29 protein-coding genes are annotated in these 25,299 nt (G+C 76.4%); 9 read left to right on the top strand and 20 right to left on the bottom strand.

Going from position 1 to position 25,299, the window contains the following annotated elements; genetic code table 11:
* The 6 genes from GJV82_RS01780 to pdxR form a co-directional block, all read right to left on the bottom strand.
* A partial coding sequence (locus GJV82_RS01780; RefSeq protein ID WP_318657172.1) for a thiamine pyrophosphate-binding protein occupies positions 1-694 on the bottom strand: 694 nt, incomplete at its 3' end.
* Positions 691-1,692 carry an o-succinylbenzoate synthase gene (locus tag GJV82_RS01785; RefSeq protein WP_318657173.1) on the bottom strand — a complete coding sequence of 334 codons (1,002 nt, stop codon included), beginning with the start codon at positions 1,690-1,692 and terminating at the stop codon, positions 691-693. The genes GJV82_RS01780 and GJV82_RS01785, both read right to left, overlap by 4 nt.
* A gap of 59 nt (positions 1,693-1,751) precedes the next feature.
* A complete protein-coding gene (locus GJV82_RS01790; RefSeq protein WP_155098036.1) occupies positions 1,752-2,471 on the bottom strand; it encodes a DUF1345 domain-containing protein in 720 nt (239 codons plus the stop codon).
* Positions 2,472-2,525: 54 nt separating this feature from the next.
* Positions 2,526-3,131 carry a TetR/AcrR family transcriptional regulator gene (locus GJV82_RS01795; RefSeq protein WP_155098037.1) on the bottom strand — a complete coding sequence of 202 codons (606 nt, stop codon included), beginning with the start codon at positions 3,129-3,131 and terminating at the stop codon, positions 2,526-2,528.
* Between the two features lie 5 nt (positions 3,132-3,136).
* Positions 3,137-3,460, bottom strand: coding sequence for a DMT family transporter (locus GJV82_RS01800; RefSeq protein WP_155098038.1), 324 nt, complete (start codon positions 3,458-3,460; stop codon positions 3,137-3,139).
* Between the two features lie 63 nt (positions 3,461-3,523).
* Positions 3,524-4,987: a MocR-like pyridoxine biosynthesis transcription factor PdxR gene (pdxR, locus tag GJV82_RS01805; protein WP_155098039.1), complete on the bottom strand. Its 1,464-nt coding sequence runs from the start codon at positions 4,985-4,987 to the stop codon at positions 3,524-3,526.
* A 66-nt stretch (positions 4,988-5,053) separates the two neighbouring features.
* On the opposite strand from pdxR, the gene GJV82_RS01810 reads away from it, so the two are divergent.
* Together GJV82_RS01810 and GJV82_RS01815 are read left to right on the top strand one after the other, a co-directional pair.
* Positions 5,054-5,998, top strand: a complete 945-nt coding sequence (locus GJV82_RS01810; protein ID WP_318657174.1) for a DMT family transporter — start codon at positions 5,054-5,056, stop codon at positions 5,996-5,998.
* On the top strand, positions 5,995-6,984 hold the full coding sequence (locus GJV82_RS01815; RefSeq protein WP_318657175.1) for a 1,4-dihydroxy-2-naphthoyl-CoA synthase: 990 nt from the start codon (positions 5,995-5,997) through the stop codon (positions 6,982-6,984). The genes GJV82_RS01810 and GJV82_RS01815 overlap by 4 nt, the downstream gene beginning before the upstream one ends.
* A 41-nt stretch (positions 6,985-7,025) precedes the next feature.
* Here the strand turns inward: GJV82_RS01815 and GJV82_RS01820 are convergent, their stop codons facing one another.
* Positions 7,026-7,271 carry a hypothetical protein gene (locus GJV82_RS01820; RefSeq protein WP_024841810.1) on the bottom strand — a complete coding sequence of 82 codons (246 nt, stop codon included), beginning with the start codon at positions 7,269-7,271 and terminating at the stop codon, positions 7,026-7,028.
* A gap of 133 nt (positions 7,272-7,404) precedes the next feature.
* The gene (locus GJV82_RS01825; RefSeq protein WP_318657176.1) at positions 7,405-8,481 is read right to left on the bottom strand and encodes a DUF3048 domain-containing protein; all 1,077 of its coding nucleotides are present in this window, start codon (positions 8,479-8,481) and stop codon (positions 7,405-7,407) included.
* A 97-nt stretch (positions 8,482-8,578) separates the two neighbouring features.
* Here GJV82_RS01825 and GJV82_RS01830 point away from each other — a divergent pair, with 97 nt between their 5' ends.
* Both GJV82_RS01830 and GJV82_RS01835 read left to right on the top strand, forming a co-directional pair.
* On the top strand, positions 8,579-9,841 hold the full coding sequence (locus GJV82_RS01830) for an AMP-binding protein (protein WP_318657177.1): 1,263 nt from the start codon (positions 8,579-8,581) through the stop codon (positions 9,839-9,841).
* Between the two features lie 47 nt (positions 9,842-9,888).
* Entirely contained in the window at positions 9,889-10,758 is an 870-nt protein-coding gene (locus GJV82_RS01835; protein ID WP_155098042.1) for a 1,4-dihydroxy-2-naphthoate polyprenyltransferase, read from the top strand.
* 81 nt (positions 10,759-10,839) lie between these two features.
* On the opposite strand, the gene GJV82_RS01840 is transcribed toward GJV82_RS01835, so the two are convergent.
* Positions 10,840-11,154 (bottom strand): DUF4229 domain-containing protein, encoded by a 315-nt coding sequence (locus GJV82_RS01840; RefSeq protein ID WP_024841806.1) that lies wholly within the window; start codon positions 11,152-11,154, stop codon positions 10,840-10,842.
* A gap of 31 nt (positions 11,155-11,185) precedes the next feature.
* Between GJV82_RS01840 and GJV82_RS01845 the strand changes: the two genes are divergently transcribed.
* Positions 11,186-11,620 (top strand): PLD nuclease N-terminal domain-containing protein, encoded by a 435-nt coding sequence (locus GJV82_RS01845; protein ID WP_115942017.1) that lies wholly within the window; start codon positions 11,186-11,188, stop codon positions 11,618-11,620.
* A 121-nt stretch (positions 11,621-11,741) separates the two neighbouring features.
* On the opposite strand, the gene ccsB is transcribed toward GJV82_RS01845, so the two are convergent.
* The 6 genes from ccsB to GJV82_RS01875 form a co-directional block, all read right to left on the bottom strand.
* On the bottom strand, positions 11,742-12,758 hold the full coding sequence (ccsB, locus tag GJV82_RS01850; RefSeq protein ID WP_155098044.1) for a c-type cytochrome biogenesis protein CcsB: 1,017 nt from the start codon (positions 12,756-12,758) through the stop codon (positions 11,742-11,744).
* Positions 12,755-14,605, bottom strand: a complete 1,851-nt coding sequence (gene resB / locus GJV82_RS01855; protein WP_155098045.1) for a cytochrome c biogenesis protein ResB — start codon at positions 14,603-14,605, stop codon at positions 12,755-12,757. The genes ccsB and resB overlap by 4 nt, the downstream gene beginning before the upstream one ends.
* Position 14,606: 1 nt before the next feature.
* Positions 14,607-15,401, bottom strand: a complete 795-nt coding sequence (locus GJV82_RS01860) for a cytochrome c biogenesis CcdA family protein (protein ID WP_318657198.1) — start codon at positions 15,399-15,401, stop codon at positions 14,607-14,609.
* Positions 15,402-15,469: 68 nt separating this feature from the next.
* Positions 15,470-16,147 carry a TlpA family protein disulfide reductase gene (locus GJV82_RS01865; RefSeq protein WP_404812910.1) on the bottom strand — a complete coding sequence of 226 codons (678 nt, stop codon included), beginning with the start codon at positions 16,145-16,147 and terminating at the stop codon, positions 15,470-15,472.
* A 127-nt stretch (positions 16,148-16,274) separates the two neighbouring features.
* A complete protein-coding gene (locus GJV82_RS01870) occupies positions 16,275-16,946 on the bottom strand; it encodes a histidine phosphatase family protein (RefSeq protein WP_155098046.1) in 672 nt (223 codons plus the stop codon).
* Positions 16,947-17,006: 60 nt separating this feature from the next.
* Entirely contained in the window at positions 17,007-17,534 is a 528-nt protein-coding gene (locus tag GJV82_RS01875; protein WP_024841799.1) for a MarR family winged helix-turn-helix transcriptional regulator, read from the bottom strand.
* A gap of 168 nt (positions 17,535-17,702) precedes the next feature.
* Between GJV82_RS01875 and GJV82_RS01880 the strand changes: the two genes are divergently transcribed.
* Positions 17,703-18,254: a YceI family protein gene (locus GJV82_RS01880; protein ID WP_024841798.1), complete on the top strand. Its 552-nt coding sequence runs from the start codon at positions 17,703-17,705 to the stop codon at positions 18,252-18,254.
* 138 nt (positions 18,255-18,392) lie between these two features.
* Here the strand turns inward: GJV82_RS01880 and GJV82_RS01885 are convergent, their stop codons facing one another.
* Positions 18,393-19,067, bottom strand: a complete 675-nt coding sequence (locus GJV82_RS01885) for a redox-sensing transcriptional repressor Rex (RefSeq protein WP_081772463.1) — start codon at positions 19,065-19,067, stop codon at positions 18,393-18,395.
* A 58-nt stretch (positions 19,068-19,125) separates the two neighbouring features.
* Positions 19,126-19,419 carry a glutaredoxin family protein gene (locus GJV82_RS01890; protein ID WP_312028591.1) on the bottom strand — a complete coding sequence of 98 codons (294 nt, stop codon included), beginning with the start codon at positions 19,417-19,419 and terminating at the stop codon, positions 19,126-19,128.
* 48 nt (positions 19,420-19,467) lie between these two features.
* Here GJV82_RS01890 and GJV82_RS01895 point away from each other — a divergent pair, with 48 nt between their 5' ends.
* The gene (locus GJV82_RS01895; protein WP_115942013.1) at positions 19,468-20,346 is read left to right on the top strand and encodes an HAD family hydrolase; all 879 of its coding nucleotides are present in this window, start codon (positions 19,468-19,470) and stop codon (positions 20,344-20,346) included.
* A gap of 125 nt (positions 20,347-20,471) precedes the next feature.
* On the opposite strand, the gene GJV82_RS01900 is transcribed toward GJV82_RS01895, so the two are convergent.
* Positions 20,472-20,570: a 30S ribosomal protein bS22 gene (locus GJV82_RS01900; RefSeq protein WP_003792170.1), complete on the bottom strand. Its 99-nt coding sequence runs from the start codon at positions 20,568-20,570 to the stop codon at positions 20,472-20,474.
* Positions 20,571-20,792: 222 nt separating this feature from the next.
* Entirely contained in the window at positions 20,793-22,022 is a 1,230-nt protein-coding gene (locus GJV82_RS01905) for an acetoin utilization protein AcuC (protein ID WP_155098047.1), read from the bottom strand.
* 166 nt (positions 22,023-22,188) lie between these two features.
* Between GJV82_RS01905 and GJV82_RS01910 the strand changes: the two genes are divergently transcribed.
* Entirely contained in the window at positions 22,189-23,565 is a 1,377-nt protein-coding gene (locus GJV82_RS01910; protein WP_155098048.1) for a TrkH family potassium uptake protein, read from the top strand.
* 138 nt (positions 23,566-23,703) lie between these two features.
* Entirely contained in the window at positions 23,704-24,408 is a 705-nt protein-coding gene (locus tag GJV82_RS01915) for a potassium channel family protein (protein ID WP_024841792.1), read from the top strand.
* A gap of 109 nt (positions 24,409-24,517) precedes the next feature.
* Here the strand turns inward: GJV82_RS01915 and GJV82_RS01920 are convergent, their stop codons facing one another.
* Positions 24,518-25,147, bottom strand: coding sequence for a hypothetical protein (locus GJV82_RS01920; protein WP_155098049.1), 630 nt, complete (start codon positions 25,145-25,147; stop codon positions 24,518-24,520).
* Positions 25,148-25,299: the final 152 nt, after the last annotated feature.

Below are 25,299 nucleotides of genomic sequence, written 5' to 3' on the forward strand. Positions count from 1 at the left end.
CGGCCGCGGTCGCACGCGCGGCGTCGGGAGCGGGCGCCGGTGCAGCCGCGCGCGCGGGTGCGGCGCCGCCGACGCTGCCGAGCGGGACCAGGGGCTCGCGGTACGCGAGGTCGAGGTGCACGGGGCCGGGGTGACCCGAGCGCGCGCCGAGCGCCTCGCCGAGCGCGCGGCCCGCGAGCGCGAGCAGGTCGCGCACCTCGCCGGGCCGGCCGTCGGGCGCGGGGACGTCGGCCGCGAACCGCACGGCGGGGCCGAAGATCCCCGCCTGGTGCGTCGTCTGGTTCGCCCCCGTGCCGCGCAGCTCGTGCGGCCGGTCGGCGGTGAGCAGCACGAGCGGGACGCCCGTGTGGTGCGCCTCCAGCACCGCGGGGTGCAGGTTCGCGACGGCCGTGCCCGACGTCGTGACGACGGCGACCGGGCGCGGCAGCGCCACGCCCGCGCGGTCGAGCGGGCCCGCGCCGCGCGAGAGCCCGACGGCGAGGAACCCGGCCGAGCGCTCGTCGACGCGCACGTGCAGCGTCAGGAGCCCGTGGTCGGACGCCGCCGCGAGCGCGTAGGCGAGCGGCGCGCTGCGCGACCCGGGGGCGAGCACGACGTCGGCGACGCCGCCGAGCACGAGGCGGTGCACGAGCGCGAACGCGCTGCGCACCGCGGGGGGCTGGGCGTCGAGGCCGTCGAGCAGCAGGTCGCTCACCGGGCACCCCCCGCCGACGCGAGGAGGCCCGCGACGCGGTCGAGTCGCTCGCGCCAGCGCCGGTCCGTCCCGGGGTCGGGCGCGGTCGTGGCGAGCGCGGCGGCGGACGGGGCGGGGCGGGTCACGGGCAGGGCGCCGCCGACGGGGACGAGCGGGGCGTCCGTGACGTCCGCCGCGAAGAGGTTGACGGTCGCGAGCCCGCACGCGTACGGCAGCTCGGGCAGGGCCGCGGCGAGCGCGACGCCCGCGGCGATGCCGACGGACGACTCCAGCGCGGACGACACGACGACGGGCAGCCGCACCTGCTCGGCGAGGTCGAGGCACGCGCGCACGCCGCCGAGCGGCTGGACCTTGAGCACGACGACGTCCGCGGCGTCGGCGCGCACGACGGCGAGGGGGTCCTCGGCGCGCCGGATCGACTCGTCCGCGGCGACGGGCACGGCGGTGTCGCCGCGCTGGCCGCGCCGGACGGCCGCGAGCCCCGCGACGTCCGGGCACGGCTGCTCGACGTACTCGAGCCCGCCCGCTGCGCGGTCGAGGTGCGGCAGGCGCCGCAGCGCCTCGTCGGGGTCCCACGCGCCGTTCGCGTCCACCCGCACCCGGCCGTCCGGGCCGAGCGCGTCGCGCACGGCCTCGAGCCGCGCGACCTCGGCGTCGAGCGGTTCGAGCGCGCCGTCGGGGCCCCGCTGCGCGACCTTGACCTTCGCGGTCCGGCACCCGCCGGACGCCGCGACGAGCTCGCGCGCGCGGTCGGGCCCGACCGCGGGCACGGTGACGTTGACGGGCACGCGGTCGCGGACGGCGTCGGGCCACCCGTGGTGCGCGGCCTCGTGCGCCGCGCGCAGCCAGGCCGCGGACTCGGCGTCGTCGTAGTCCCAGAACGGTGAGAACTCGCCCCACCCGGCGTCGCCGCGCAGCAGCACGCCGTCACGCGTGTCGAGGCCGCGGAAGCGCGTGGTGAGCCGGGTGCGGTAGACGACGGTGCGGGAGTCGGGCACGCCTCCAGGCTATGTCACCACCGGCGGCAGCACGCCGCATCACCACCCGGGCGCCGCGCTCAGGAGCTGACGAGCACGACGACGACGAGGGCGACGATGACCGCGTTGAACGCGAACGCGACGACGGCGTGCGTCGTGACCATGCGGCGCGTGGCGGTGTCGAGCACCGTGACGTCGGCGGTGGAGAACGTCGTGCTCACGCCCGCGGCGAGGTACACGTAGTCGGCGAAGGCCCGCGGGCCGTCACCGGGGAACCCGAACCCGCCCGCGCCGCCGGCGGCGACGTCGCGGCGTGCGTAGTGCACCGTGTAGGAGACGAGGACCGTGACCCACGACGCGACGATCACCGCGACGCCGAGCACCGTCATCCCGGGGACGGCGGCCCACGCGGACCCCTGGGCGAGCGCGACCCCGACGAGCAGTGCCATGACGGCGAACTGGACCGACCACGCGGCCGACCCGCCCCCGAGGAGCAGCCTGCGGGCGCGCCCGCGCCCGTCCGGGTGGGCGTCGAGGAGCGCCCGCTCGAGCGCGCGCCCGCGGCGTCCCGCGAACGCGACGCACGTGAGCGTGCAGTAGAGCCCGGAGAGCACGGCCCACGCCAGGAGCCCGGCGGCCACGGGCACGCCGTCCGGGTCGAGGCCGAGCGGGCCCGCCGTGAGCACGACGACGAGCGGGGCGACGACGAGCGCGACGACGGTCGACGTGACGGCCCGCACGCCCTCCGGGACCAGGCGGTCGCGCACGGAGGGCCGGGGGGCTGGTGGTCGGCGGCTCATGGCCCGCGAGGCTACCGGGCGGCCGGGGCCGGTCGCGCCCGCCGCCCGCCGGGGTCAGCTCGCGGCGGCGCGCCCGACGAGGTCGGCGACGAGCTGGACGGCGAGCGCGCGCACGTCGCGACCCTCGCTCAGCGCGCTCACCGCGGCGCCGTCGACGACGGCCACGACGAGCGCGGGCGGGACGCTGCCGAGGCCGCGGACGGCGAGGAGCTGCGCGATCGCGTCGTCGAGGCCCTGGCGACCCTCGCCGTAGGCGCGCGCGAGCGCCGGGTAGCGCCCGGCCCCGACGAGGTGCTCGTAGAAGCCCCGCACCTCGGACTCGCCGCCCGGCGGCAGCACCGCGTCGACGAGCACGTGGGCGTCGAGGCGCGCGCGGTCGCCGCCGCGGGCCGCGCGCTCGGCGGCCCCGCGGGCGTGCTCGGCCCAGCCCGCGACGATGACCTCGCCGGCCGCGCCGATGAGGTCGTCGAGGCCCGTGAAGTAGTAGGTCGTCGCGGCGAGCGGGACGTCGGCGCGGGCCGCGACGGCGCGGTGCGTCACCGCGGCGGGGCCCTCGCGGAGGATGAGGTCGGCGGCGGCGCGCACGATCGCCTCGCGGCGTGCGACGCCGCGGGCCTGGCGGCGCGGCGCGGGCCGCGACGGGGCGGTCTCGGTCGGCATCGGTGTCAGTGCCCTCCCCCGGAGAGGTTGAGCCCGACGACCCCGGCGACGATCAGCACGAGGGAGATCACCTTGAGGACGGTCACGGGCTCGTCGAACAGGACGACGGCGAGGACCGCCGTCAGCGCGGCGCCGATCCCCACCCAGACACCGTAGGCCACGCCCACGGGCAGCGACTTCAGGGCGATGCTCAGCCCGACCATGCTCAGCACGAGCATGACGACGAACCCGACGCTGGGCCACAGGCGCGTGAAGCCGTGCGAGGCCTTGAGGCTCAGCGCCCAGCCGGCCTCGAGCATGCCGGACGCGATGAGGACGATCCATGCCATGGGGATGCTCCCTGGGGTCGGCGCACCGGGTGGCAGGGCCCGCCGTCGTGCGCAGAACTGGTACTAACGTACCAGTTCCTCGTCCGGCGTCAAGCACGCGGCCCGGAGCACCTGCACGACCCCCGGCACGTCGCCCTCCCGGACGCGTGCCGTGCCCACGACCACGCCGTGCCCGGCACGACCCGAGGACGTGCCCCCGAGAGGATCCGCCGGCACGCCCACGGCGCGCAGCCCCGCGACCGCGGCCGCTTCCGCGGCCGGGCCCGGGACGGGGACGACGAGGTGCAGCCCCGCCGCGACACCGCCCACGCGGACGCCGGGCAGGGCGGTCGCGAGCGCGTCGAGCAGCGCGCGCCGCCGCCGCAGATACACGAGCCGCGCGCGCCGCAGGTGCCGCTGGTACGCGCCCGAGCCGAGCAGCGCCGCGAGCGCCGCCTGCTCCGGCACGGACGTGCCGAGGTCCGCACGGCGCTTCGCCTCCACGAGCGGGCCCACGACGCGCGGCGGCGCGACGACCCAGCCGAGGCGCAGCGCCGGGGACAGGAGCTTGGAGACCGAGCCGAGCAGTACGACACGTTCCGGGTCGAGCGCCTGCACCGACGCCACGGGCCGGCGGTCGTAGCGCAGCTCGGCGTCGTAGTCGTCCTCGAGGACGAGCCGGTCCCCCGCCGCTGCCCACGCGAGCAGGGCACGGCGCCGCGCGGGCGCGAGCACGACCCCGAGCGGGAACTGGTGCGCCGGCGTCACGAGCGCGGCGCGCGCGTCGTCCGGCAGCAGGTCGGCCCGCAGCCCGTCCGCGTCGACCGGCACCCCGGCCGTGCGCAGACCCGCGTCGTGCAGCAGGTCGAGCGCCCCGCGCGACGACGGGTCCTCCACCGCCACGCGCACCGGATCCCCCGGCGCGGGGCCCCCGCGCACGCCCGGGCTCGGGGCGACCCGGCCGGTCGCGAGGAGGCGCGCGAGCAGCGCGAGCCCCTGCGCCACGCCGCTGACCACGACGACGTCGGACGCCGTCACGTGGGCGCCGCGCGCTCGGCGCAGGTGCACCGCGAGCGCCTCGCGCAGCGCGGGCAGACCCTGCGGGTCCGGGTAACCGAGGTCGGCGTCGGCGAGACCGCGGACGCCGTCGCGCACCGCGCGCGCCCACGCCGCGCGCGGGAACAGCGCCGGGTCGGGCGTGCCCACGCTCACCCCGCGCGGCGCACCGCCGCCCGGCGCCGGCTCCGCTCGGGTCGCCGCGCGCGCGGCGCGGTCGGGCGCGGGCAGAGACGCCACGACGACGCCCGAGCGCGGGCGCGACACGAGCAGACCCTCGCCCACGAGCACGTCGACGGCGGCCGTGACCGTCCCGCGCGAGACGCCGAGCGCCGCCGCGGCGTCCCGGCCCGAGGGCAGCACGGTCCCGGCCTCGAGCCGACCGTCCACGACCGCGGCGCGCAGCCCGTCGCCCAGCCACCGGCCGACGTCCCGGCCGGGGCGCGGGCCGAGGACGAGCAGCAGCGCGTCGGGCTCGAGGCGCGTCGTCATCTGGCCCAGTGAACCAGGCACGACCTGGCTCTGCACGGTGGTCCAGCACGCTCCTACGGTCGACGGGTGACCACCGCTCCCGCCCGCTCCCTCCCCACCGGGACGCTCGCCACCCGGACCGGCGACCTGCGCTGCGCGGCCGCCATGGCGATCGTCGGCGCCTCGTTCGTCGCGTCGGCCGCGCTCGCCGGCTTCCCCGTGCTCGGCGGTCAGGCCGTGCGCTACGCCGTCGCCGCGCTCGTGCTGCTCGCCGTCCTCGCCGTGCGGCGCGCGCCCTGGGTCGTGCCGTCGCCGCGCGCGCTGCTGCGGCTCGCCGCCCTCGCGGCGACGGGCCTCGTCGGCTTCAGCGTCCTCGTCGTCGAGAGCGCCGCGCGCACCGACCCGTCGCTCGTCGGGGCCGTCGTCGGAGCCTCGCCCGTCGTGCTCGCCGCGTCCGCCGCGCTGCGCGCCCGGCGCGTCGCCGCGCGCACGCTCGCGGCGGCGGTCGTCGTGACCGCCGGCGTCGTGGTCGTCGAGGGCGGCGGCTCGGGCGACGCCGTCGGCGTCGTGCTCGCGCTCGGCGCGCTCGCGTGCGAGGTGTGCTTCTCGCTCCTCGCGGTGCCGCTCCTGCCGACGCTCGGCGCGCTGCGCGTCTCCGCGTACGCGTGCGTGCTCGCCGTCCCCCAGCTCGCGGCGCTCGGCCTGGCCGCGCAGCACCTCGCCGGACGCCCCTTCCTCGCGGTGCCGGACGCCGGGGAGCTCGCCGCGCTCGGCTTCCTCGCCGTCGTCGTCACGGCCGTCGCGTTCCTCCTGTGGTACTCCGGGCTCGCGGCGATCGGCCCCGCGCGGGCGGGCCTCCTCGCGGGCCTGCTGCCCGTCGCCGCGCTCGCCGCGTCCGTCGTGCTCGGGTTCGAGGAGCCGGGCCTGCGGCCCCTCGTGGGGACGCTCGTCGTGGCGGCGGGCCTCGTCCTCGGCCTCACGACGTCGCGCGCACGCCGCCCGGCCGCGCACCGGCTACCGTGGCGGGCGTGAGCAGCACCGACGACTCCCCCGCCCTCCCCCGCCAGGTCTCCGAGACGTTCGACCCCCGCGCGTGGCGCGACGTCGACGGGTTCGAGGGGCTCACCGACATCACCTACCACCGCGGCGTCGAGCGCGACCCGGACGGCGCCGTCGTGCGCGACCTGCCGGTCGTGCGCGTCGCGTTCGACCGCCCGGAGGTGCGCAACGCGTTCCGGCCCCACACCGTCGACGAGCTCTACCGCGTGCTCGACCACGCGCGCATGACGTCCGACGTCGGGACCGTGCTCCTCACGGGAAACGGGCCCTCGCCCAAGGACGGCGGCTGGGCGTTCTGCTCGGGCGGCGACCAACGCATCCGCGGCCGCTCCGGGTACCAGTACACGACCGCGCCCGACGGTGGGGGCGACGTGCACACGCGCGATGCCGTCGACCCGGGGCGCGTGGGGCGCCTGCACATCCTCGAGGTGCAGCGGCTCATCCGGACGATGCCCAAGGTCGTCGTCGCGGTCGTCAACGGGTGGGCGGCCGGGGGCGGGCACTCGCTGCACGTCGTCGCGGACCTGTCGATCGCGAGCCGCGAGCACGCGCGGTTCAAGCAGACCGACGCGAACGTCGGGTCGTTCGACGGCGGCTACGGGTCGGCGTACCTCGCGCGGCAGGTGGGGCAGAAGCGCGCGCGGGAGATCTTCTTCCTCGCGCGGGAGTACTCGGCGCAGGACGCCTACGAGTGGGGCGCGGTGAACGAGGTCGCGGACCACGCGGACCTGGAGGCGCTCGCGATCGAGTACGCGCGAGTGATCGCGACGAAGTCGCCGCAGGCGATCCGGATGCTCAAGTTCGCGTTCAACCTCGCGGACGACGGGCTCATGGGCCAGCAGGTCTTCGCGGGCGAGGCGACGCGCCTGGCGTACATGACGGACGAGGCCGTCGAGGGGCGCGACGCGTTCCTCGAGCGGCGCGACCCGGACTGGGGCCGGTTCGGCTACGCGTTCTGAGCCACCGCGGGGTGGCTGCGAGCGGCGCGCGACCGGTCGGGTCAGGAGCCGCCGACGAGGCTCGTGAGCATCTCGATGAGGCCGCGGCCGACGAACGCCGCCGCGACGGCGAGGCCGAAGAGCAGGCCCACGGAGACGGCGACGGGGGCCGCCGAGCGCGCGACGCCCGGCTCGTCGTCGCGCGCGGCGCGCGGCGCGTACGACGGCGGGAGCGGCGTCGGCGAGGCGCCCTCGCGCGGGGCGTCGGGCTGGGACGGGTGGACGGGGTGCGGGACGACGGTTGCCATGACTCCACGGTGCCGTCCGCGGCCCCCTCGCCGCGTCGGCCCCGCGGCTCGACCTGCGCGGCGGCCGGTCCTCCTCGGGACGGAGCGGTCGTCCGCCCGCGGGATGAGCGCCGCACGAGCGGGCGCCCGCGCGTCAGCCGATCTCCCAGCTCCCCGAGCCGAGCGGGACGAGCTCGAGCCACGTCGTGCCCGGCTCGAGCTCGACGGGCGCCCCGTCCGCGCCCGTGAGCACGAGGGGCGCGTCGACGGCCTCCTTGGACCACGTCACGGACACCTGCCGGCCGCCGCTCGCGACCACGCCGTCCCCCGTGCCGACGAGCAGCGTCTCGGGCACGGGCACCCCGGCGGGGTCCTTGAACCGGGTGTTCTGCAGGGGCGCCGCGAGGAGCACGACGTTGGTCGCCGCGAGCCGCACCTCGTCGGACGACACGGCCGGGGCGTCGCCCTCGCTGCGCACCCAGCGCCCCTCGCCGCCGTCCCACTCCCACACCGCGCGGCTCGCGAACGTGAGCCGCACGTCGAGGCGCGCCGCCTCGGTACCCGTCGCGGTCGCGGTGCCCGTCCCCGGCTCGCGCGCGAAGACGAGCTGGGCGGGCGGTGGCGCGGCCCGACCGTCGTCGGCCTGCGCCCACAGCTCCTCGGGGCTCGCGTAGACGTTGTGGGGCGCGCGCCGGGCCCGCGTCGTGACGAAGCCGTCGTCGCCCTCGTCCATGACCACGGACTGGGTGCCGGCCGCCTCGACCGCGTCGACGAACGGCTCCTGGCCGCCCGTGTACGCGAGGACGCCGTGCAGCGGCGCGACGATCGCCGGGTCCATCGGGCGCACCGACCGGACGGGGCCCACGAGCTCGGGGACCTGCGAGTGGTAGACCGCGACGAACCGCGTGATGCCGCCCTCCACGACCTCCTCCCACACGACGTCGGCCTGCTCGAGGCCCGTCTGCGGGCGCGCCTGCTGGGCGTTCTCGATCTTCACCGCGAGCGCCGGCCGGTCCGCGACCTCCTCGGCCGCGACGCCGGTGAGCGGCCAGACGAGCGGGACCTCCGGCGTCGGGGGCGTGCCCTTGTCCGCGGCGACCTCCGCGTCGACCGTCTCGGTCACCGGCGTCGCGGGCTCCTCGCCGCCGCACGCCGTGAGCGCGAGCAGCGCCGCCACGAGCAAGACCGCCCGCGCGGGGCCGAGCCCGGCCCCTCGTCCCGTTCTCGTCACCCTCGACCCTCCCGTCGGCCCAGGGCCCGAGCCCCGTGACAGCCCCTCGACGGACGTGCGTCCGGGGTCACCCTACGGCCCGGCCTACGCTGATCCGGTGACCCGCGCCGTCGTCCCCGCCGATCTCGACGACCTCGTCCGGTCCGTGGGCGCCGCGCTCGACGGCGCGGGGCCGGCCGTCGCGCCCGTGCCCCTGCTCCCGTTCCGCGGTGCCGGACGGCCGGGTGCCGTGGACCTGCCGCCCGGGACCGCGCTCGTCCTGCGCACGTCGGGGTCGACCGGCGACCCGCGAGAGGTGCTGCTGACCGCCGCGGCCGTGCGCGCCTCGGGCGCCGCGACGCACGAGCGTCTCGGCGGGCCCGGGCACTGGCTGCTCACGCTGCCCGCCACCCACGTCGCGGGCGTGCAGGTCGTCGCGCGCGCGCACGCGGCCGGCCGCGGGCTCACCGCGGCCCCGGCCGGGGAGCCGTTCACCCCGCGCGGCTTTGCCGACCTCGTGGCGCGCTCCCCGCACGGCGAGCGCCGCTACGTCTCCCTCGTGCCCACGCAGCTGCACCGGCTCGTCGCGGCCGCGGACGCCGGCGACGACGACGGCGCCGCGGGCCTCGACGCGCTGTGCGCCCTCGACGCCGTGCTGCTCGGCGGCGCGGCGACGCCCCCGGTGCTGCTGCGCCGCGCGCGCGAGGCCGGCGCGCGCGTCGTGACCACGTACGGCATGACGGAGACGTCCGGCGGGTGCGTCTACGACGGCGTCCCGCTCCCCGGCGCGCGCGTCCGGCTCGTCCTGTCCACGGCGCAGGACGGCGCCGGTGTCGTCGAGCTCGCCGGGCCGTTCCTCGCGACCGGCTACCGCGGCGCCCCGGACGCGACCGCCGCCGCGTTCCGCACCGACGACGACGGCACGCGCTGGTTCCGCACGAGCGACCTCGGCCGGCTCGACGGTCCGCCCGGCGGCCCCGTGCTCGCGGTGCTGGGGCGCGCGGACGACGTCGTCGTCACGGGCGGCGTCAACGTCGCGCCGGCGGCGGTCGAGGACGTCGTCACGGAGGTCGACGGCGTGGGCGAGGCGTGCGTCGTCGGGGTCCCGCACGCCGAGTGGGGCCAGGAGGTCGTCGCCGTCGTCACGCTGCGCGACGCGGCGCGCGGCGACGACGTCCCCGACGGTGCCGCACCGGTCGCGGACGCCCCCGCCGACCTCGTCGCCGCCGTGCGGGCCCGCGTCGCCGATAGGCTGGAGCGGCCGGCCGCGCCCCGCCGCGTGCTCGTCGTCCCGGGACTCCCGAGGCGCGGGCCCGGCAAGGTGGACCGCGCCGCGGTCGCCCGGCTCGCCGCCGCGCACGTCGCGGCCCCGGGCGGCTGAGCCGCGACCCGCACCCCGCACGAGCCGCACGACCGAGACGGAGCACCATGGCCAGCACCACCGAGTGGATCGCGGGCGCCCGCCCGCGGACCCTGCCCGCCGCCGCGACCCCCGTCCTTGTCGGGTCGGGCGCCGCGGCCCAGGTGGGCGGCTTCGCGCTCGGACCCGCGCTCCTCGCGCTCGGCGTGGCGCTCGCGCTCCAGGTGGGCGTCAACTACGCCAACGACTACTCCGACGGCGTGCGCGGCACGGACCTCGACCGCGTCGGGCCGATGCGCCTCACCGCGACCGGGGCGGCCCGCCCCGGCCAGGTGCGCGCCGCCGCGTTCGGCGCGTTCGGCGTCGCGGCGGTGCTCGGGCTCGTGCTCTGCGCGGTCACCGGCCACTGGTGGCTGATCGCCGTGGGCGCGCTCGCGATCCTCGCCGCCTGGTACTACACGGGCGGACGCAACCCGTACGGCTACCGCGGCCTCGGCGAGGTCGGCGTGTTCGTGTTCTTCGGGCTCGTGGCCACGCTCGGCACCACGTACACCCAGGCGGGCGTCGTCACGTGGCCGTCGGTCGTCGGCGCCGTCGCCGTGGGCCTGCTCGCGTGCGCGATCCTCATGGTCAACAACGTCCGCGACATCCCCACGGACGTCGTCGCGGGCAAGCGCACGCTCGCCGTGCGGCTCGGCGACTTCCGGGCGCGCCGCGCGTACGTCGCGATGATCTGGCTCCCGCTGCTGCTGGCGGTCGTGTGCGCGTTCGCGTCGCCGTGGGCGCTCGCGACGCTCCTGCTCCTGCTGCCCGCGGCGCTGCTGAGCGTCCCCGTGATAGCGGGCGCGCGAGGCCCGCTGCTCGTCCCGGTGCTCGCCGGGACCGGCCTGTACGAGCTCGCCTACGGCGTGCTGCTGGGGGTCGGCCTCGCCCTGTGACCCCGGCCCCCGGCGAGGGCCGAACTCTCGACGAGGGCCGGGCTCCCGACGAGGGCCGCGGCTCCCGGTGAGGGAGTCCGCTCAGCGCGCGGGCGCAGCCCCGTCGCCGGCCGGCGCGTCGCCCGACTGCGCGTCGAGAGCGGCGTCCTCCGCGGCGGCGTCGTCCTCGATCTCGCGCGAGAACCGCTCCCCCGTGCGCGCGCGGTGCTCGGCGCGCGCCGCGAGGTAGCGCGAGGCAGCCTCGCGCGGCCCGCGCAGGGTCAGGTAGGAGAGCATGAGCGCGACGACCGCGGCGACGAGCACGAGGAGCCAGTCCCGCAGGCCGGCGAACCAGAGGACTCCCAGCGCGACCGCGAAGAGCAGCAGGCGCAGGACGGAGTAGACGACGACAGGCACGACTCCAGGGTACGGCCCGTAGGCTGGAGCCATGCTTCGCGTGCTGCTCCCTCTCCTCGCCGTCGGCCTCGCGGTCTACGCGCTCGTCGACCTCGCCTCGAGCGACGAGGAGGAACGCGGCGGGATCCCGAAGGGGCTGTGGGTGGTCCTCATCATCCTGCTGCCGTTCCTCGGGCCGATCGCGTGGATCCTCGTCAAGCGCGCGGGCCGCTCCGGCTCGCGCTACGCGGGCGGCCGACCGGGCACGCCGCCGGCGCCCGGTGCGCGGCGGCGGCGCAACGCGCCCGTGGCGCCCGACGACGACCCGGACTTCCTCTGGCGGCTCGAGCAGGAGCGCCGTCGTCAGGCGCGCGGCACGAGCCCCGGCACGGCGGACGGCCCGCCCACCCGCCCGGAGGACGACGGCGACGCCCCGCGCCCCGGCGCGAGCAACGGCTCGGACGACGGGGACGACTCCGTCCGCTGACCGCGGCCCGGCGGGGGACGCGGCGGCGCCGAGCATGCGGACGGCGCCGCGGCACGGGTGTGCGGCGGCGCCGTTCGCGTGGTGCCTCTCCTCCGTAGTGAGGCCCGGGTAGCCGGTGCCGCTACTCCGTGGTGAGGCCCGAGTAGGAGTGCTTGCCGTTGAACAGCAGGTTCACGCCCGTGAAGTTGAACAGCACGCACGCGTAGCCGACGAGCACGAAGTACGCGGCCCGGCGCCCGGACCACCCGCGGGTCGTGCGCGCGTGGAGGTAGGCCGCGTAGACGATCCAGACGACGAAGCTCCAGACCTCCTTGGGGTCCCAGCCCCAGTAGCGGCCCCACGCGTGCTCGGCCCAGATGGCGCCGCCGATGATCGTGAAGGTCCACAGCACGAACGCGACCGCGTTGAGGCGGAAGCTCAGCGCCTCGAGCTGCACCGGCCCGGGCGTCGTGTCGAGCCAGCGCCAGCCGCGCGCGCCGAGCACCGCGTTGCCGCCGTCCCGCGAGTCGCGCAGGAGCTGCAGCGCCGACGTGACGAACGCGACGGTGAAGATGCCCGTGGCGATGATCGCGACGCCCACGTGGATGACGAGCCAGTAGGACTGCAGCGCGGGCTGGACGCCCGTCGCGACGACGAAGAAGGCGTTCTGGGCGAGGCCGAGGAAGAGCACCGACAGGCCCGTGACGAACGAGCCGAGGAAGCGCACGTCGCGCGTGACGGACACGCCCAGGAACACCGCGAGCGCGACGAACGCGCCGACGAGCGTGAACTCGTACATGTTGGCCCAGGGCGCGCGCCCGGCGGCGATGCCGCGCGTGACGATCGCGACGAGCAGCAGCGCGGTGCCGAGCCACGTGACCGAGATCCCGATGTTCGCGGCCTTGCGCGACGGCGCGGGGGCCGCGGCCGGTGCCGCAGGGGCCACCGCACCGGGGCCGTAGGGCGAGGCGGGCGTCGTCCCGCCCGCGGCGGCGGTCGCGAGCACCTCGGTGCGCTCGGCGCCCTCGTCGTGCGCGTCCGCCTCGGCCTCGGGACGGCCCGCAAGCCGCGTGAGGTCGATCGCGAACGCGACGAGCGCCACGGTCAGCGCGGTCGCCGCGGCCCAGACGAGGTCCTGGCTCAGCTCGGCTACGGTCATCGGTCAGCCTTTCGTGCGCGGTCGCGCGCGGTCGGGTCCTGGGCGGGGGCCGCAGGCGTGGAGGTGCGGTCGGCCGGCGTGGGGCCCGCCGGGTCGGTGAGGTCGCCCTCACCCGATGGTGCCACGCCCGGGAGCGCGGCGAGAAGCGCGTCGACCTCGCCCTGCAGGCCGGCGTCGTCCCCGCGGGCCAGCCCGGCCACGGCGACGACCGTGCGCTCGCGCGGTGCGCCGTCGTCGTCCGACCCGGGCACGTCCTCGCGCCACGCGCGCACCCACACGCGGCGACGCGGCGTGAACAGCGAGACGGCGAGCCCGGTGAGCGCCCCGAGCGCGAACACGAGGACCCACGTGAGCGACGGGTCGTGGCGCAGGTCGAGCGCGACGTACCGGGGCAGCGAGTCGAACGAGATCGTGCCGAGGCCGTCCGGGAGGTCCACGGTCTCGCCCGGGGCGACGAGGAGGCGCACGCGCCGGCCGTCGGCGTCGACCGAGGGCGTGAGGTCGTCCGTGTCGAGGCGGTAGACGTTCTGCGGCAGCCCCTCGTCGAGGCCGAGGTCGCCGCGGTACACCTCGAGCACGAGCAGCGGGTTGATCGGCTGCGGGTACACGGACGTCGCCGTCGCGCCGTCCTCGCTGAGCTCCGCCGTCGGCAGGAAGTACCCGACGAGGCCGATCTGGTCGAGACCGGGCGAGACGTCCGGCACCTTGATGACGCCGCGCGACGTGTACATCGTGTCCTCGGGGAGGAACGGCACGCGGCCGGAGAACGCGACCTCGCCGTCGGCGTCGCGCACCGTGACCTCGGGCGCGAAGCCGTTGCCCTGGAGGTAGATCTTGGCGCCGCCCGCGGTGAGCGGGTGGTTGACCTTGATCGTCTCCTCGTGCGTCTCGCCGTCGGGGTCGCGCACGGTCACGGTCGCCGTGAAGTCCCGCGACTGGGCGAACGCGACGGAGTCGGCCGCGAACTCGGACTCGAAGGCGTCGAGCGTCATCGAGAACGGGACGAGCGACGACGGACGGAACCAGGCGCCGTTCTCGAACGTGTCGTAGTCGACGACGGCGTTCGCGAACCCGCGGCCCTCCGTGACGATCGCCTGCCCGCGGTAGTGCAGGAGCTGTCCCGTCGCGACGGCGACCAGGAGGCCGACGAGGGACAGGTGGAACAGCAGGTTGCCCGTCTCGCGCACGTACCCGCGCTCGGCCGACACCGTGCGCGCGGCGGGACGCGCCGCGGAGCGGCCGCGCGCGGGGGCCGCGTCCTCGGTCCCGGTGTCGACGCGGAAGGTCGGGAGCCAGGACAGCCGCCCGCGCAGGTGGGTGCTCGCCGCCGCGACGACGTCGTCGGGCGTCGCGTCCGTCACGGCGCGGGCCTGCGCGGGGAAGCGGTCGAACCGGCGGGGCGTGCGCGGGGGGCGCGTGCGCAGGGCCTGCCAGTGCGCCTTCGTGCGCGGCAGGATGCAGCCGACGAGCGAGACGAACAGCAGGAGGTAGATCGCCGAGAACCACACCGAGGCGTAGACGTCGAAGAAGCCGAGTCGGTCGAGCCACTCCCCCGTCGTCGGGTTCTCCTGGAGGTAGCGCAGCACCGCGGCCGGGTCCTGCGGGCGCTGCGGCAGGACGGAGCCCGGCACCGCCGCGACCGCGAGCAGCATGAGGAGCATGAGCGCGACGCGCATGCTCGTGAGCTGGCGCCACGTCCAGCGCAGGGTGCCGCGCCAGCCGAGGCTCGGGAGCGCGGGTGTCGTGCCCCCGCCGCCCCCGGCGGCGAACGCGTCGTCGATGCCCTCGGGGCGGTACCCCGCCGCCTGCTCGCCCGACCTCTCGGCCTGACCGGTCCGTTCGGTCATCTCACACCACCGTCACGTAGCCGCCGATCCAGCCCTGCAGCGACGTCGTCCACGTCGTCCACAGGCCCGTGACCAGCGCGAGGCCGATGAGCACCAGCAGACCGCCGCCGATCCGCATGATGGCGAGGCGGTGCCGGCGCAGGAAGCCGAGCATGCGCTGCGAGCTCTGGAGCCCGAGCGCGATGAGCAGGAACGGCACACCGAGGCCGAGGCAGTACGCGACCCCGAGGATCGCGCCGCGACCCGCCGAGGCCTCGCTCAGCGAGAGCGCCTGCACGGCGACGAGCGTCGGGCCGAGGCACGGCGTCCAGCCGAGGCCGAACACGACGCCCAGCAGCGGCGCCCCCCACAGCCCGGCCCGCGGGCTCAGGTGCAGGCGCCGCTCGCGCTGGAGGAACGGGACCGCGCCCAGGAACGCGAGCCCCATGAGGACGACGACCACGCCGAGGACGCGCTGGATGACGTCCTCCCAGCGGACCAGGTGCACGCCGACCGCGCCCGCCGCGAACATGAGCGCGACGAACACGAGGGTGAACCCGGCGACGAACAGCCCGACGCCCGCGAGGACGCGGCCACGGCTCGGCGCCGCGACGCGCGTGGCCGTCGTCGTGCCGCCGGACCCGACACGGCCGCCCCCGGCGCTCGCCGCGGCCATCCCCGAGACGTACCCGACGTACCCGGGCACGAGGGGCAGCACGCACGGCGACGCGAAGGACACGAGCCCGGCGAGGATCGCGACCGGGACCGCGAGGAGCATCGACCCGCTGAAGACCGTCGTGGCGAACGTGTCGCCCACGCTCGTCGCGGCGGCCGCGGGGAGCACGGCCGGGGCGGTGGCGGCGAGGGGCGCGAGGGAGACCACGATCAGCCGTCCGCCTCGTCCTCGCCCAGGACGTCGTCGACGAGCGCGGTGAGCGTCGAGCCCTCGGCGAGCCCGATGACGCGCGCGGCGACGCGGCCCTCGCGGTCGAGCACGACGGTCGACGGCACGGCCTGGAGCGGCACGGTGCCCGAGAGCGCGGCGACGACCTCGCCGCTGCGGTCGTCGATCGACGGGTAGGGCACCTCGAAGCGGCGCTGGAACGCCTGCGCGGCGCCGGCCTCGTCGGTCGTGTTGATGCCGAGCACCCGCACGCCGTCGTCGGCGCGGTCGTTCGCGAGGGCGACGAGGTCGGGCGCCTCGGCCCGGCACGGCGCGCACGCCGCGTACCAGGTGTTGAGCACGACGACGTCGCCGACCCACGCGCTCGTGTCGACGGGCTCGCCCTCGTAGTCCGTGCCGGTGAGCGTCACGACGTCGCCCCGCTCGCCGGCGTCCCACGTGCGGACCGAGCCGTCGCCCGAGACGTAGCCCTGGCCCACGACGTCGGTCGTCGCGCCGGAGTCCTGGGCGCACGCGGCGAGGCCGAGCGTCGCGGCGAGCGCGACCCCGGCCGCGAGCGCGCGGCGGCCGGCGCGGGGCGCACGGCGGCGCGGGGCCGGCGTCGGGCCGGTCGCGACGGGGAGGGCGTGCGCGTCGCGCGCGCGCGAGGGTGCGGTCACAGCGGCATCACAGGGAGCACCCTGCCCGCGGTTCCTGGACGCCACCTGGGAGACGTGACCTGCGCCACGCCCGAACGGGACGGTTCGGGCGCCGCGGCCCCCGCGACCGCACGGACCATGACCGACGTCACGCCCCCGCGACCTGCGCGGCGCCCGGCAGGAGGTCGGCGACCGGCTCGGTGTAGTGCAGCGCGACGAGGCGGTCGTCCTCGAAGTGCAGCGACGTGAGGGACGCGAGCGAGCACTCGCGCTTGCGGGGGTCGTGCCACAGGCGGCGGTTCTCGTAGCTGAGGCGGGTGAGCCAGACGGGGAGCTGGTGGCTGACGAGCAGCGCCTCGCGCCCCGCGGCCTTGTCCCGCGCGTCGGCGACGGCGGCCCGCATGCGCGCGACCTGCTCGACGTACGGCTCGCCCCAGGACGGGCGGAACGGGTTCCACAGGTGGCGCCAGTGCTGCGGGTGCCGCAGCGAGCCGTCGCCGACGCCGAACGTCATGCCCTCGAAGTGGTTCGCGGCCTCGATGAGTCGGTCGTCGGTGCCGAGCTCGAGGCCGAACGCCTCCGCGGCGGGCGTCGCCGTCTCCTGCGCGCGCTGGAGGGGGGACGCGACGACGACGGCGAGGTCGGCCCGCGGCCGCGACGTCCCGTCGGGGCCGGGCTCGCCCGCGAGGTGCGCGGCGACGCGGCGGGCCATCTCGTGGCCGCGCTCGGACAGGTGGTAGCCGGGGATGCGGCCGTACAGGACGCCGTCGGGGTTGTGGACCTCGCCGTGGCGCAGGAGGTGGACGATGGTGGAGACCATGCGCACCAGTGTCCCGCACTCCGCGGGCCGGGTGGCACCGCGCCCGGGTGACGCGCGACGTCAGGAGGCGCGTTCCCCCTTGCACGCGGCGGCGACGGCGGCCATCGCCTCGCCGAGCGCGCGGAACTGCTCGGGGGTGAGCACGTCGACCATGTACCGCCGCACGGCTGCGACGTGCGCGGGCGCGGACGCGACGAGCACGCGGTAGCCCTCGCTCGTCATCGCGCAGTTGACGCCGCGCCGGTCGCCCGTGCTCGCCGAGCGGCGCACGAGGCCGCGCGCCTCCATGCGCGCGACCGTGTGCGTGACGCGGCTGCGCGAGCGCGCGAGACCGTCCGCGAGCGCCGACATGCGCAGCGTGTGGTCCGGGCTCTCCGAGAGCCGCACGAGCAGCTCGTACTCGTTGAGGGAGACGTCGGAGCGCTCCTCGTGGTCGCGGCCCACGGCTTCGATGAAGCGCACCGTCCCGTCGAGGTAGGCGCGCCAGAGCCGCTGCTGCTCGGCGTCGAGCCAGCGGGGCTCGTCGGTCGCGGAGGCGGTGCGGGGTGCGGACGTCATCGGGGGGTTGTCGACGTCGTTGCTCGTCATGGGTCCTCGTGCGGTGTGCGGAGGGGCGCGGTCAGGTGCGGGGCGTCGTCCCACATTGTTCCACCCCACCGGGAATAGACGGATCGACCGTCGCTGTTGATACGCTCCGTACGAAGTTGAACCTTCAACCAAGTCGGTCCGCGGACCACGACCCTCACAGGAGCATCCATGGCCTCGTCGCTGCCCACCGGGCTTACCTCCGGCACCTACGCCCTCGACTCGTCCCACTCGCAGGCGGCCTTCAGCGTCCGCCACGCCGGCATCTCCAAGGTGCGCGGCACGCTCGCCATCACGGCCGGCACCATCACCGTGGGCGACGACCTCGAGTCGACCGCCGTGACCGCCGAGCTCGACGCCGCGTCCGTGAGCACGGGCGACGAGAACCGCGACAACCACCTGCGCAGCGCTGACTTCTGGGACGCCGAGAACAAGCCGACGTGGACCTTCACGTCGACGCGCATCACCGGCGACGGCGACGACTACGTCGTGGCGGGCGACCTGACCATCAACGGCGTGACCAAGCCGGTCGAGCTCGAGACCGAGTTCGCGGGCACCGCGACCGACCCGTTCGGCAACTCGCGCGCCGGGTTCGAGGCCACCACCGAGATCTCGCGCAAGGAGTTCGGCCTCACGTGGAACGCCGCGCTCGAGACCGGCGGCGTCCTCGTGGGCGACAAGATCAAGATCTCGCTCGACGTCTCGGCCATCAAGCAGGCCTGACGACGTCCCGGGGCCTCCCGGGAAGGGCGCTCCCGGCAGGGCGCCGGGCGACGGGGTCGCGTGCGCGAGCACGCGGCCCCGTCGTCGTTCCCCGGCGGGCCCGCCCCGGGTCCCGGACGGGCGCCGCGGCCCGTCGGCTCAGCGGCCCTGCGACTCCGCGAGGGCGCGCGCCTGCGAGTGGAACGCGAGGATCTGCAGCTCGCTGCCGACGTCGACCCCGCGCACGTCGACGTCCGGGGGCACCTGCAGCGCGCGCGGCGCGAAGTTGAGGATCTCGCGCACGCCCGCCGCGACGACCCGGTCCGCGACCGCCTGCGCGTGGGCCGCGGGCGTCGCGAGCACGACGATCGACACCTTCTCGCGCTCGACGACCTCCTCGAGCGCGTCGACGTGCTCCACGACCAGACCCGCCGCGCGCGTGCCCACCACGTCCGGCGACGCGTCCAGGAGCGCCGCGACGTGGAAGCCGCGCTGCTCGTAGCCCGAGTAGTTGGCGAGCGCGTGCCCGAGGTTGCCGATCCCGATGATCGCGATGCGGTGCTCGTCGACGAGGCCGAGGGCCTCGGTGATGTACTGCGCGAGCGAGTCGACGTCGTACCCGACGCCGCGCGTCCCGAACGAGCCGAGGAACGACAGGTCCTTGCGCAGCTGCGCGGGCCCGACGCCGGAGAGCTCCGCGAGCTCGACCGACGACGTCGTCGCCACCCCGCGCGACACGAGATCGCGCAACGCCCGCAGGTAGGAGGGGAGCCGCGCCACCGTCGCGCTCGGGATCCCCGGCGCCGTCACCTCACCGACTACCTGCTCAGCCACCCGTCACCTCGCCGTCACTGGGACCGTCCTCGTCGACGGTCGCGCTCTTCCGGGGGAATCATCCCAGGTCCGTGCGCGCGGCCGAAATCCTGGCGACCGCGCGCGCGAGCCGCCGGGCGTCGACCCGCCAGAAGCCCTGCTGCACGCCCCCGACCGTGACGACCGGGACGTACTCGCCGTACTGCTCGCGCAGCGCCGGGTCCGCGTCCGGGGCGTCGACGTCGACCTCCGCCCACGCGACCCCCGCCTCGGCGCACACCGCCTCGACGACGGCGCGCGCGTCGTCGCACAGGTGGCACCCCGCGCGGCCGTACAGCAGGACGGGAGGGGTCGGGGCGTCGGGCGTGCTCACGCCCCCAGCGTACGAGGAGCCGCGGGCGCGACCGCCTAGAGTAGACGCATGGCGACGTCTTCCGGCCCGGGCCCTGACCTGCCCCCCGGGTCGACCGGCGAGGACGCGCCCGGCGCCGGACGCCCCGCCCCACCGCCCCCGCACCGCGTCGCCGCGTTCTTCGACGTCGACAACACGATCATCCGCGGCGCCTCGTCGTTCCACCTCGCACGCGCCCTCTACCAGCGCGAGTTCTTCTCCACGCTCGACATCGTGCGCTTCGCGGTGCACCAGGCGCGCTACCTCCTCTTCGGCGAGAACAAGCAGCAGATCGACCGCATCCGGTCGCGCGCGCTCGCGCTCATCGCCGGGCGCTCCGTCGCGGAGGTCACCGCGATCGGCGAGGAGGTGTACGACACCGTCCTGTCGCTGCGCATCTACCCCGGCACGCGGCGCCTGCTCGACGAGCACCTCGCGGCGGGGCACCAGGTGTGGCTCGTCTCGGCGACGCCCGTCGAGATCGGCGAGCTCATCGCCCGCCGTCTCGGCACGACCGGCGCCCTCGGCACCGTCGCGGAGCACGAGGACGGCTTCTACACCGGCCGGCTCGTGGGCGACATGATGCACGGCCGCGCCAAGGCCGCCGGCGTGCGCGCCCTCGCCGAGCGCGAGGACATCGACCTGGCCGCGTCCTACGCCTACGGCGACTCGCTCAACGACGTCGCCATGATGGAGGCCGTCGGGCACCCGTGCCCCATCAACCCCGACGCGCGCCTGCGCCGCCACGCCCAGGACGTCGGGTGGCCGATCCGCGAGTTCCGCGGCCGGCGCCGCCGCGTCGCGCGCAGCAGCGTGCGCACCGCGAGCTGGGCCGGCGCCGCGTGGGCCGCCGCGCTCGTCCTGCGCTCCGTGCGCCGCGCCGTCGACCGCCGCATCGCCCGCCTCTGACGCCCTGGGGCTGCGGGTCGGCGGGGCGGTGGCGGCGCCGCACCGCGGGCGCAGACGCGTCGAGCCCGGTCCCTCGGGAGGGGCCGGGCTCGACGACGGGTCGGCGCGTCAGGACGCGCGCGACGTCACTTCTTGTTGCGACGCTGGTGACGCGTCTTGCGAAGCAGCTTGCGGTGCTTCTTCTTGGCCATGCGCTTGCGGCGCTTCTTGATGACGGAGCCCATACGGTCCTCGCAATGCTCGAACGGCGTGTCGGTCGGCGACCGGTCGACCGGCCGCGTGTGGTCCACGGTTGATCGGGGCGCCCCGGCGACCACTGGGGCGCCGCGAGCCGACCAACACGAGAGAAATCCGCCCCCTAGCCTACCTGCTCGCGCTCGTGCCCCGGTACGTGGACGGGCACCCGGGCACCGGACGGGCGCACGACGGCGCGCGGTCGGGCCCGCTCAGTCGAAGTGCGGGTCGAGGCCCAGGAGCGGGAAGACGGCGCGGCGCGTGGCGGCGACGGCGCGGTCGACCTCGTCGTCCGGGTCGTAGCCGCTGCGCCAGCGCCGCACCTCCACGGGCGGGCCGAACTCCCGCGGGGCGTCGAACCCGGCGACCTCGGCGACCCGCGCGCGCCACTCCTGCGGCAGCGGCGCGCCCGCGGTCACGGGACGGTGCACGACCTCCCCCACCACGGCCGACCACACGAGCGGCACGACCCGCGCGATCGCGTACCCGCCGCCGCCGAGCGCGAGCCACCGCCCGCCCGTGAGCTCGTGCGCGAGGTCGTGCACCCACGCGGCGGCGGTGCGCTGCGCGTCGACCGAGACGTCGAGGTCGGACAACGGGTCCTCGCCGTGGGCGTCGCACCCGTGCTGCGTCACGAGGACGTCGGGCCCGAAGGTCCGCAGCACCGCCGGCACGACGGCGTCGACCGCCCGCAGCCACCGCGCGCCGTCGGTGCGGCGCGGCAGCGCGACGTTGACGGCGGTGCCCTGCGCCCGGGGCCCCCCGACGTCCGTGGCGAAGCCCGTCCCGGGGAAGAGCGTCGTGCCGCTCTGGTGGACGGAGACCGTGAGCACGCGCGGGTCGTCCCAGAACGCCTCCTCGACACCGTCGCCGTGGTGCGCGTCGAGGTCCACGTACGCGACGCGCTCGACGCCCTCGTCGAGCAGGCGGCGGATCGCGACGGAGGCGTCGTTGTAGACGCAGAACCCCGACGCCGCACCCGCGCGCGCGTGGTGCATCCCGCCCGCGACGTTCACGGCGTGCACCGCGCGGCCCGCGGCGATCTCGCCCGCCGCGGCCCACGAGCCCGCGACGATCCGGGCCGCGGCCTCGTGCATGCCCGGGAACACCGGGTCGTCCTCCGTGCCGAGCCCGCGGTGCGGGTCGGTCGTCCCGTGCTCGGACGCGGCACGGACCGCCGCGACGTACTCCGGGTCGTGCACGAGCTCCAGCACCTCGTCGGACGCGGGCTCGGGGTGCACGAACGTCACGCCGGGGCCGTCGTCGAGCAGACCGAGCGCGCGCACGAGCCCCATCGTCAGGTCGAGCCGCGCGGGCGCCATCGGGTGGCCGGGACCGAAGTCGTACCCGAGGAGCTCCGGGCTCCACACGACGCAGGCTCCGGGTGCCGCGGCCGCCGCACGGGCGGCCTCGGGCGACGACGTCGGGTCGGTCGAGGGCATGGCTCACGGTAACGCCCGACGGCGCGCGCTCGCCCCGCCGGACCGTCGGACGGACCGGCGTCCCCCGCGCAGCCGCCCGGGAGGGCATGATGTCCCGGCGCCGGAGCGGCGACATGACGGGCCGCCCCGCCCGTGGCAGAGTGACGCGAGTGGTGAGGGAGGCTCCATGCCGACGAGCATGACGGGGCGCCTGTTCCGAGGGCGGGAGATCGTCGACCGCCTCGCCCGGCAGTCGCCCGCCCGCCTCGCCGTCACCGTGTTCGCCGCGGTCATCGCCGTCTTCACCGCCCTGCTCATGGCGCCCTGGGCCACCGCGAGCGGGCGCGCCGCGCCGTTCGTCGACGCGCTGTTCACCGCGACGTCCGCGGTGTGCGTCACGGGGCTCGTCGTCGTCCCGACCGGGACCTACTGGTCCACGTACGGGCAGGTCGTCATCCTGCTCGGCATCAAGATCGGCGGCCTCGGGGTCATGACGCTCGCGTCGATCCTCGGCATGGCCGTGTCGCGCCGGATCGGCCTCACGCAGAAGCTCCTCACCGCGTCGGAGACGAAGACGACGCGGCTCGGCGAGGTCGGCTCGCTCGTGCGCGTCGTCATCATCACCTCGACGTCGCTCGAGCTCCTCATCGCGCTGCTCCTGCTCCCGCGGTTCGTCGTGCTCGAGGAGACGTTCGGCGAGGCGGCGTGGCACGGCATCTTCTACGGCATCTCCGCCTTCAACAACGCGGGGTTCATCCCGACCGAGCAGGGACTCGCGCCGTACGTCGGCGACTGGATGCTGTGCCTGCCGATCATCCTCGGCGTGTTCATCGGGTCCCTCGGGTTCCCCGTGATCCTCAACGTCATGCGCAACCGCCGACGCGCCGCCAAGTGGAACCTGCACACCAAGCTCACGCTCTCCACGAGCGCGGTGCTCGTCGTCGTCGGGACGGTCCTCTTCGCGGCCCTCGAGTGGACGAACGAGCGCACCCTCGGACCGCTCGCGCTCGGCGAGAAGGTGCTCGCGTCCCTGTTCGCGGGCGTCATGCCGCGCTCCGGCGGGTTCTCCACCGTCGACACGGGAGGCATGCACGAGGCGAGCTGGCTCATCACCGACGCGCTCATGTTCGTCGGCGGCGGCTCCGCGTCCACCGCGGGCGGCATCAAGGTCACGACCCTCGCCGTCATGCTCATCGCGATCGTGTCCGAGGCCCGCGGCGACCGCGACATGGAGACGTTCGGCCGCCGCATCCCGCGCGACACGCTGCGCCTCGCCGTCGCGGTGTCGTTCGTCGGCGCGACCGCCGTGCTCGTGTCCAGCCTCCTGCTGCTCGAGATCACCGGCGAGACGCTCGACGTCATCCTCTTCGAGACCATCTCCGCGTTCGCGACCGTCGGCCTCACCACCGGCATCACGCCCGGGCTCCCCGACGCGGGCAAGTACGTGCTCGTCGCGCTCATGTTCGTCGGGCGCACCGGGACCATGACCTTCGCCGCGGCGCTCGCGCTGCGCGACCGCCGCCGCATCGTGCGCTACCCCGAGGAGCGCCCCATCATCGGGTGAGCGACCCGCCCGCGGCGCGCACCGCCGTCGGGCACCCGCCGACCCTCCGGACCGACGAAAGGCCCCACCGTGACCGACCCCTTCTCCCGCGCCGCCGACGGGAAGGACGACGCGCCCGCGGGCGCCGTGGCGCGGCGCATCGCCGAGCGGGGCCGCGCCGAGCGCGCGCGCCGCGACGAGGCGAAGGCGCCCCGCAAGGACGCCGGCGTCCTCGTGATCGGGCTCGGCCGCTTCGGCACGGCGATCGCGGCGACGCTCGACCGGCTCGGGCAGGACGTGCTCGCCGTCGAGCGCGACCCCGACCTCGTGGCCCAGTGGAGCGGGCAGCTCCCCCTCGTCGAGGCGGACGCGTCCAACCCCGTCGCGCTCGAGCAGCTCGGCGCACGGGACTTCCCCGTCGCCGTCGTCGGCGTCGGGACGTCGCTCGAGGCGAGCGTGCTCATCACCGGCAACCTCGTGGACCTCGGGACGCCGCAGATCTGGGCCAAGGCGGTCTCCGCCGAGCACGGGCGCATCCTCCAGCGCATCGGCGCCCACCACGTCGTCTTCCCCGAGGCCGACGCGGGCTCACGCGTCGCCCACCTCGTGTCCGGCAAGCTCCTCGACTACATCGAGGTCGAGGACGGCTTCACCATCGTCAAGATGCGCCCGCCGAAGGAGGTCCAGGGCTTCACCCTGGCCCAGTCGAAGCTGCGCGAGCGCTACGGCGTCACCGTCATCGGCGTGAAGTCCCCCGGTGAGGACTTCCTCTACGCCACGCCCGAGACCCGCGTCAGCGCCAACGACCTCCTCATCGTCTCCGGCCACGCCGACCTTCTGGAGCGCTTCGCCGCCCGCCCCTGATCCCCGCCGCCCGTGACGTCGGCAGTTCGTGTCGAGCTCGGCAGCTGCACCTGCCGAGCTCGGCACGAACTGCCGATCTCGGCGCGGGGTGCCGATCGGCGGACGGGCCTCAGGAGGCGGCGCCCGCGCGGCCCGCGCGTCGGCGCAGCACCGCACCCGCGGCGACCGCGAGCCCGGCGAGCACCGCCGCGGCCACCAGGCCGGTGCCGGTCGTGGCGAGGCCGCCCGGGCGCGGCGACGCCGTCGTCCCGCCGCCCGTCGCGCCCCCGTCCGACGTGCCGGCGGTCGGGTCGGTCCCCGGCTCCTGCGGCTCGCCCGGCGCGGCGAGCACGAGGAACGGCGCGGACACGACGTCGGTGCCGCCGGGGACGACGACCCGGACGTGGTGCTCGCCGGGGACGGTCGCGAGCGGGACGGTCGTCACGAGCTCGAACGCGCCCGCGGCGTCGGTGGTGACCGTCCCGAGGAGCACGGGGTCGCTCTCGAGCCAGACGGCGTACGACGTGCGCGGCGCGAGGCCGGACCCGCGCACGACGAGCTCTCCCCCGACGACGACCGGGCCGACGACGACGACGGCCGGCGGGGCGGAGGTCTCGCGCTCGCCGATCTCGACGCTCACGCGGACGCCGTCGGACGGGTCGGGCGCCTCGGCGGGGGCGGCCGAGGCGGCACCGGCGGGGAGGGCGAGAGACCCGGCGATCGCGAGGGCGGCGAGCAGCCTGCGGGTGGTCGTCGTCACGCGGTGAACCTCTTCGTCCGGCCCGGGGCGGGCGCTGCCAGGGTCCCCCCGAACCCGACTGGACGTGCGTCCAGCCGCGATCATCTTGCCATCTTGGACGCCCGAACTGAACAGGCGTCCAGGTATGTTCACCCGCTCGTCCGGACCCGGCC

Origin of the sequence: Cellulosimicrobium composti (assembly GCF_009711085.1) — a bacterium.
GTDB lineage: Bacteria > Actinomycetota > Actinomycetes > Actinomycetales > Cellulomonadaceae > Cellulosimicrobium > Cellulosimicrobium composti.

Excerpts from the sequence above, each read along its gene's own strand:
- GJV82_RS01905 (WP_155098047.1), bottom strand. The coding sequence starts at position 22,022 with ATGCCCTCGACCGACCCGACGTCGTCGCCCGAGGCCGCCCGTGCGGCG.
- GJV82_RS01900 (WP_003792170.1), bottom strand. The coding sequence starts at position 20,570 with ATGGGCTCCGTCATCAAGAAGCGCCGCAAGCGCATGGCCAAGAAGAAG.
- GJV82_RS01835 (WP_155098042.1), top strand. The coding sequence starts at position 9,889 with ATGGCCAGCACCACCGAGTGGATCGCGGGCGCCCGCCCGCGGACCCTG.
- pdxR (WP_155098039.1), bottom strand. The coding sequence starts at position 4,987 with ATGACGACGCGCCTCGAGCCCGACGCGCTGCTGCTCGTCCTCGGCCCG.
- GJV82_RS01800 (WP_155098038.1), bottom strand. The coding sequence starts at position 3,460 with ATGGCATGGATCGTCCTCATCGCGTCCGGCATGCTCGAGGCCGGCTGG.
- GJV82_RS01910 (WP_155098048.1), top strand. The coding sequence starts at position 22,189 with ATGCCGACGAGCATGACGGGGCGCCTGTTCCGAGGGCGGGAGATCGTC.
- GJV82_RS01875 (WP_024841799.1), bottom strand. The coding sequence starts at position 17,534 with ATGACGAGCAACGACGTCGACAACCCCCCGATGACGTCCGCACCCCGC.
- GJV82_RS01790 (WP_155098036.1), bottom strand. The coding sequence starts at position 2,471 with ATGAGCCGCCGACCACCAGCCCCCCGGCCCTCCGTGCGCGACCGCCTG.
- resB (WP_155098045.1), bottom strand. The coding sequence starts at position 14,605 with ATGACCGAACGGACCGGTCAGGCCGAGAGGTCGGGCGAGCAGGCGGCG.
- GJV82_RS01795 (WP_155098037.1), bottom strand. The coding sequence starts at position 3,131 with ATGCCGACCGAGACCGCCCCGTCGCGGCCCGCGCCGCGCCGCCAGGCC.
- GJV82_RS01820 (WP_024841810.1), bottom strand. The coding sequence starts at position 7,271 with ATGGCAACCGTCGTCCCGCACCCCGTCCACCCGTCCCAGCCCGACGCC.
- GJV82_RS01880 (WP_024841798.1), top strand. The coding sequence starts at position 17,703 with ATGGCCTCGTCGCTGCCCACCGGGCTTACCTCCGGCACCTACGCCCTC.
- GJV82_RS01895 (WP_115942013.1), top strand. The coding sequence starts at position 19,468 with ATGGCGACGTCTTCCGGCCCGGGCCCTGACCTGCCCCCCGGGTCGACC.
- GJV82_RS01870 (WP_155098046.1), bottom strand. The coding sequence starts at position 16,946 with ATGGTCTCCACCATCGTCCACCTCCTGCGCCACGGCGAGGTCCACAAC.
- ccsB (WP_155098044.1), bottom strand. The coding sequence starts at position 12,758 with ATGACCGTAGCCGAGCTGAGCCAGGACCTCGTCTGGGCCGCGGCGACC.
- GJV82_RS01845 (WP_115942017.1), top strand. The coding sequence starts at position 11,186 with ATGCTTCGCGTGCTGCTCCCTCTCCTCGCCGTCGGCCTCGCGGTCTAC.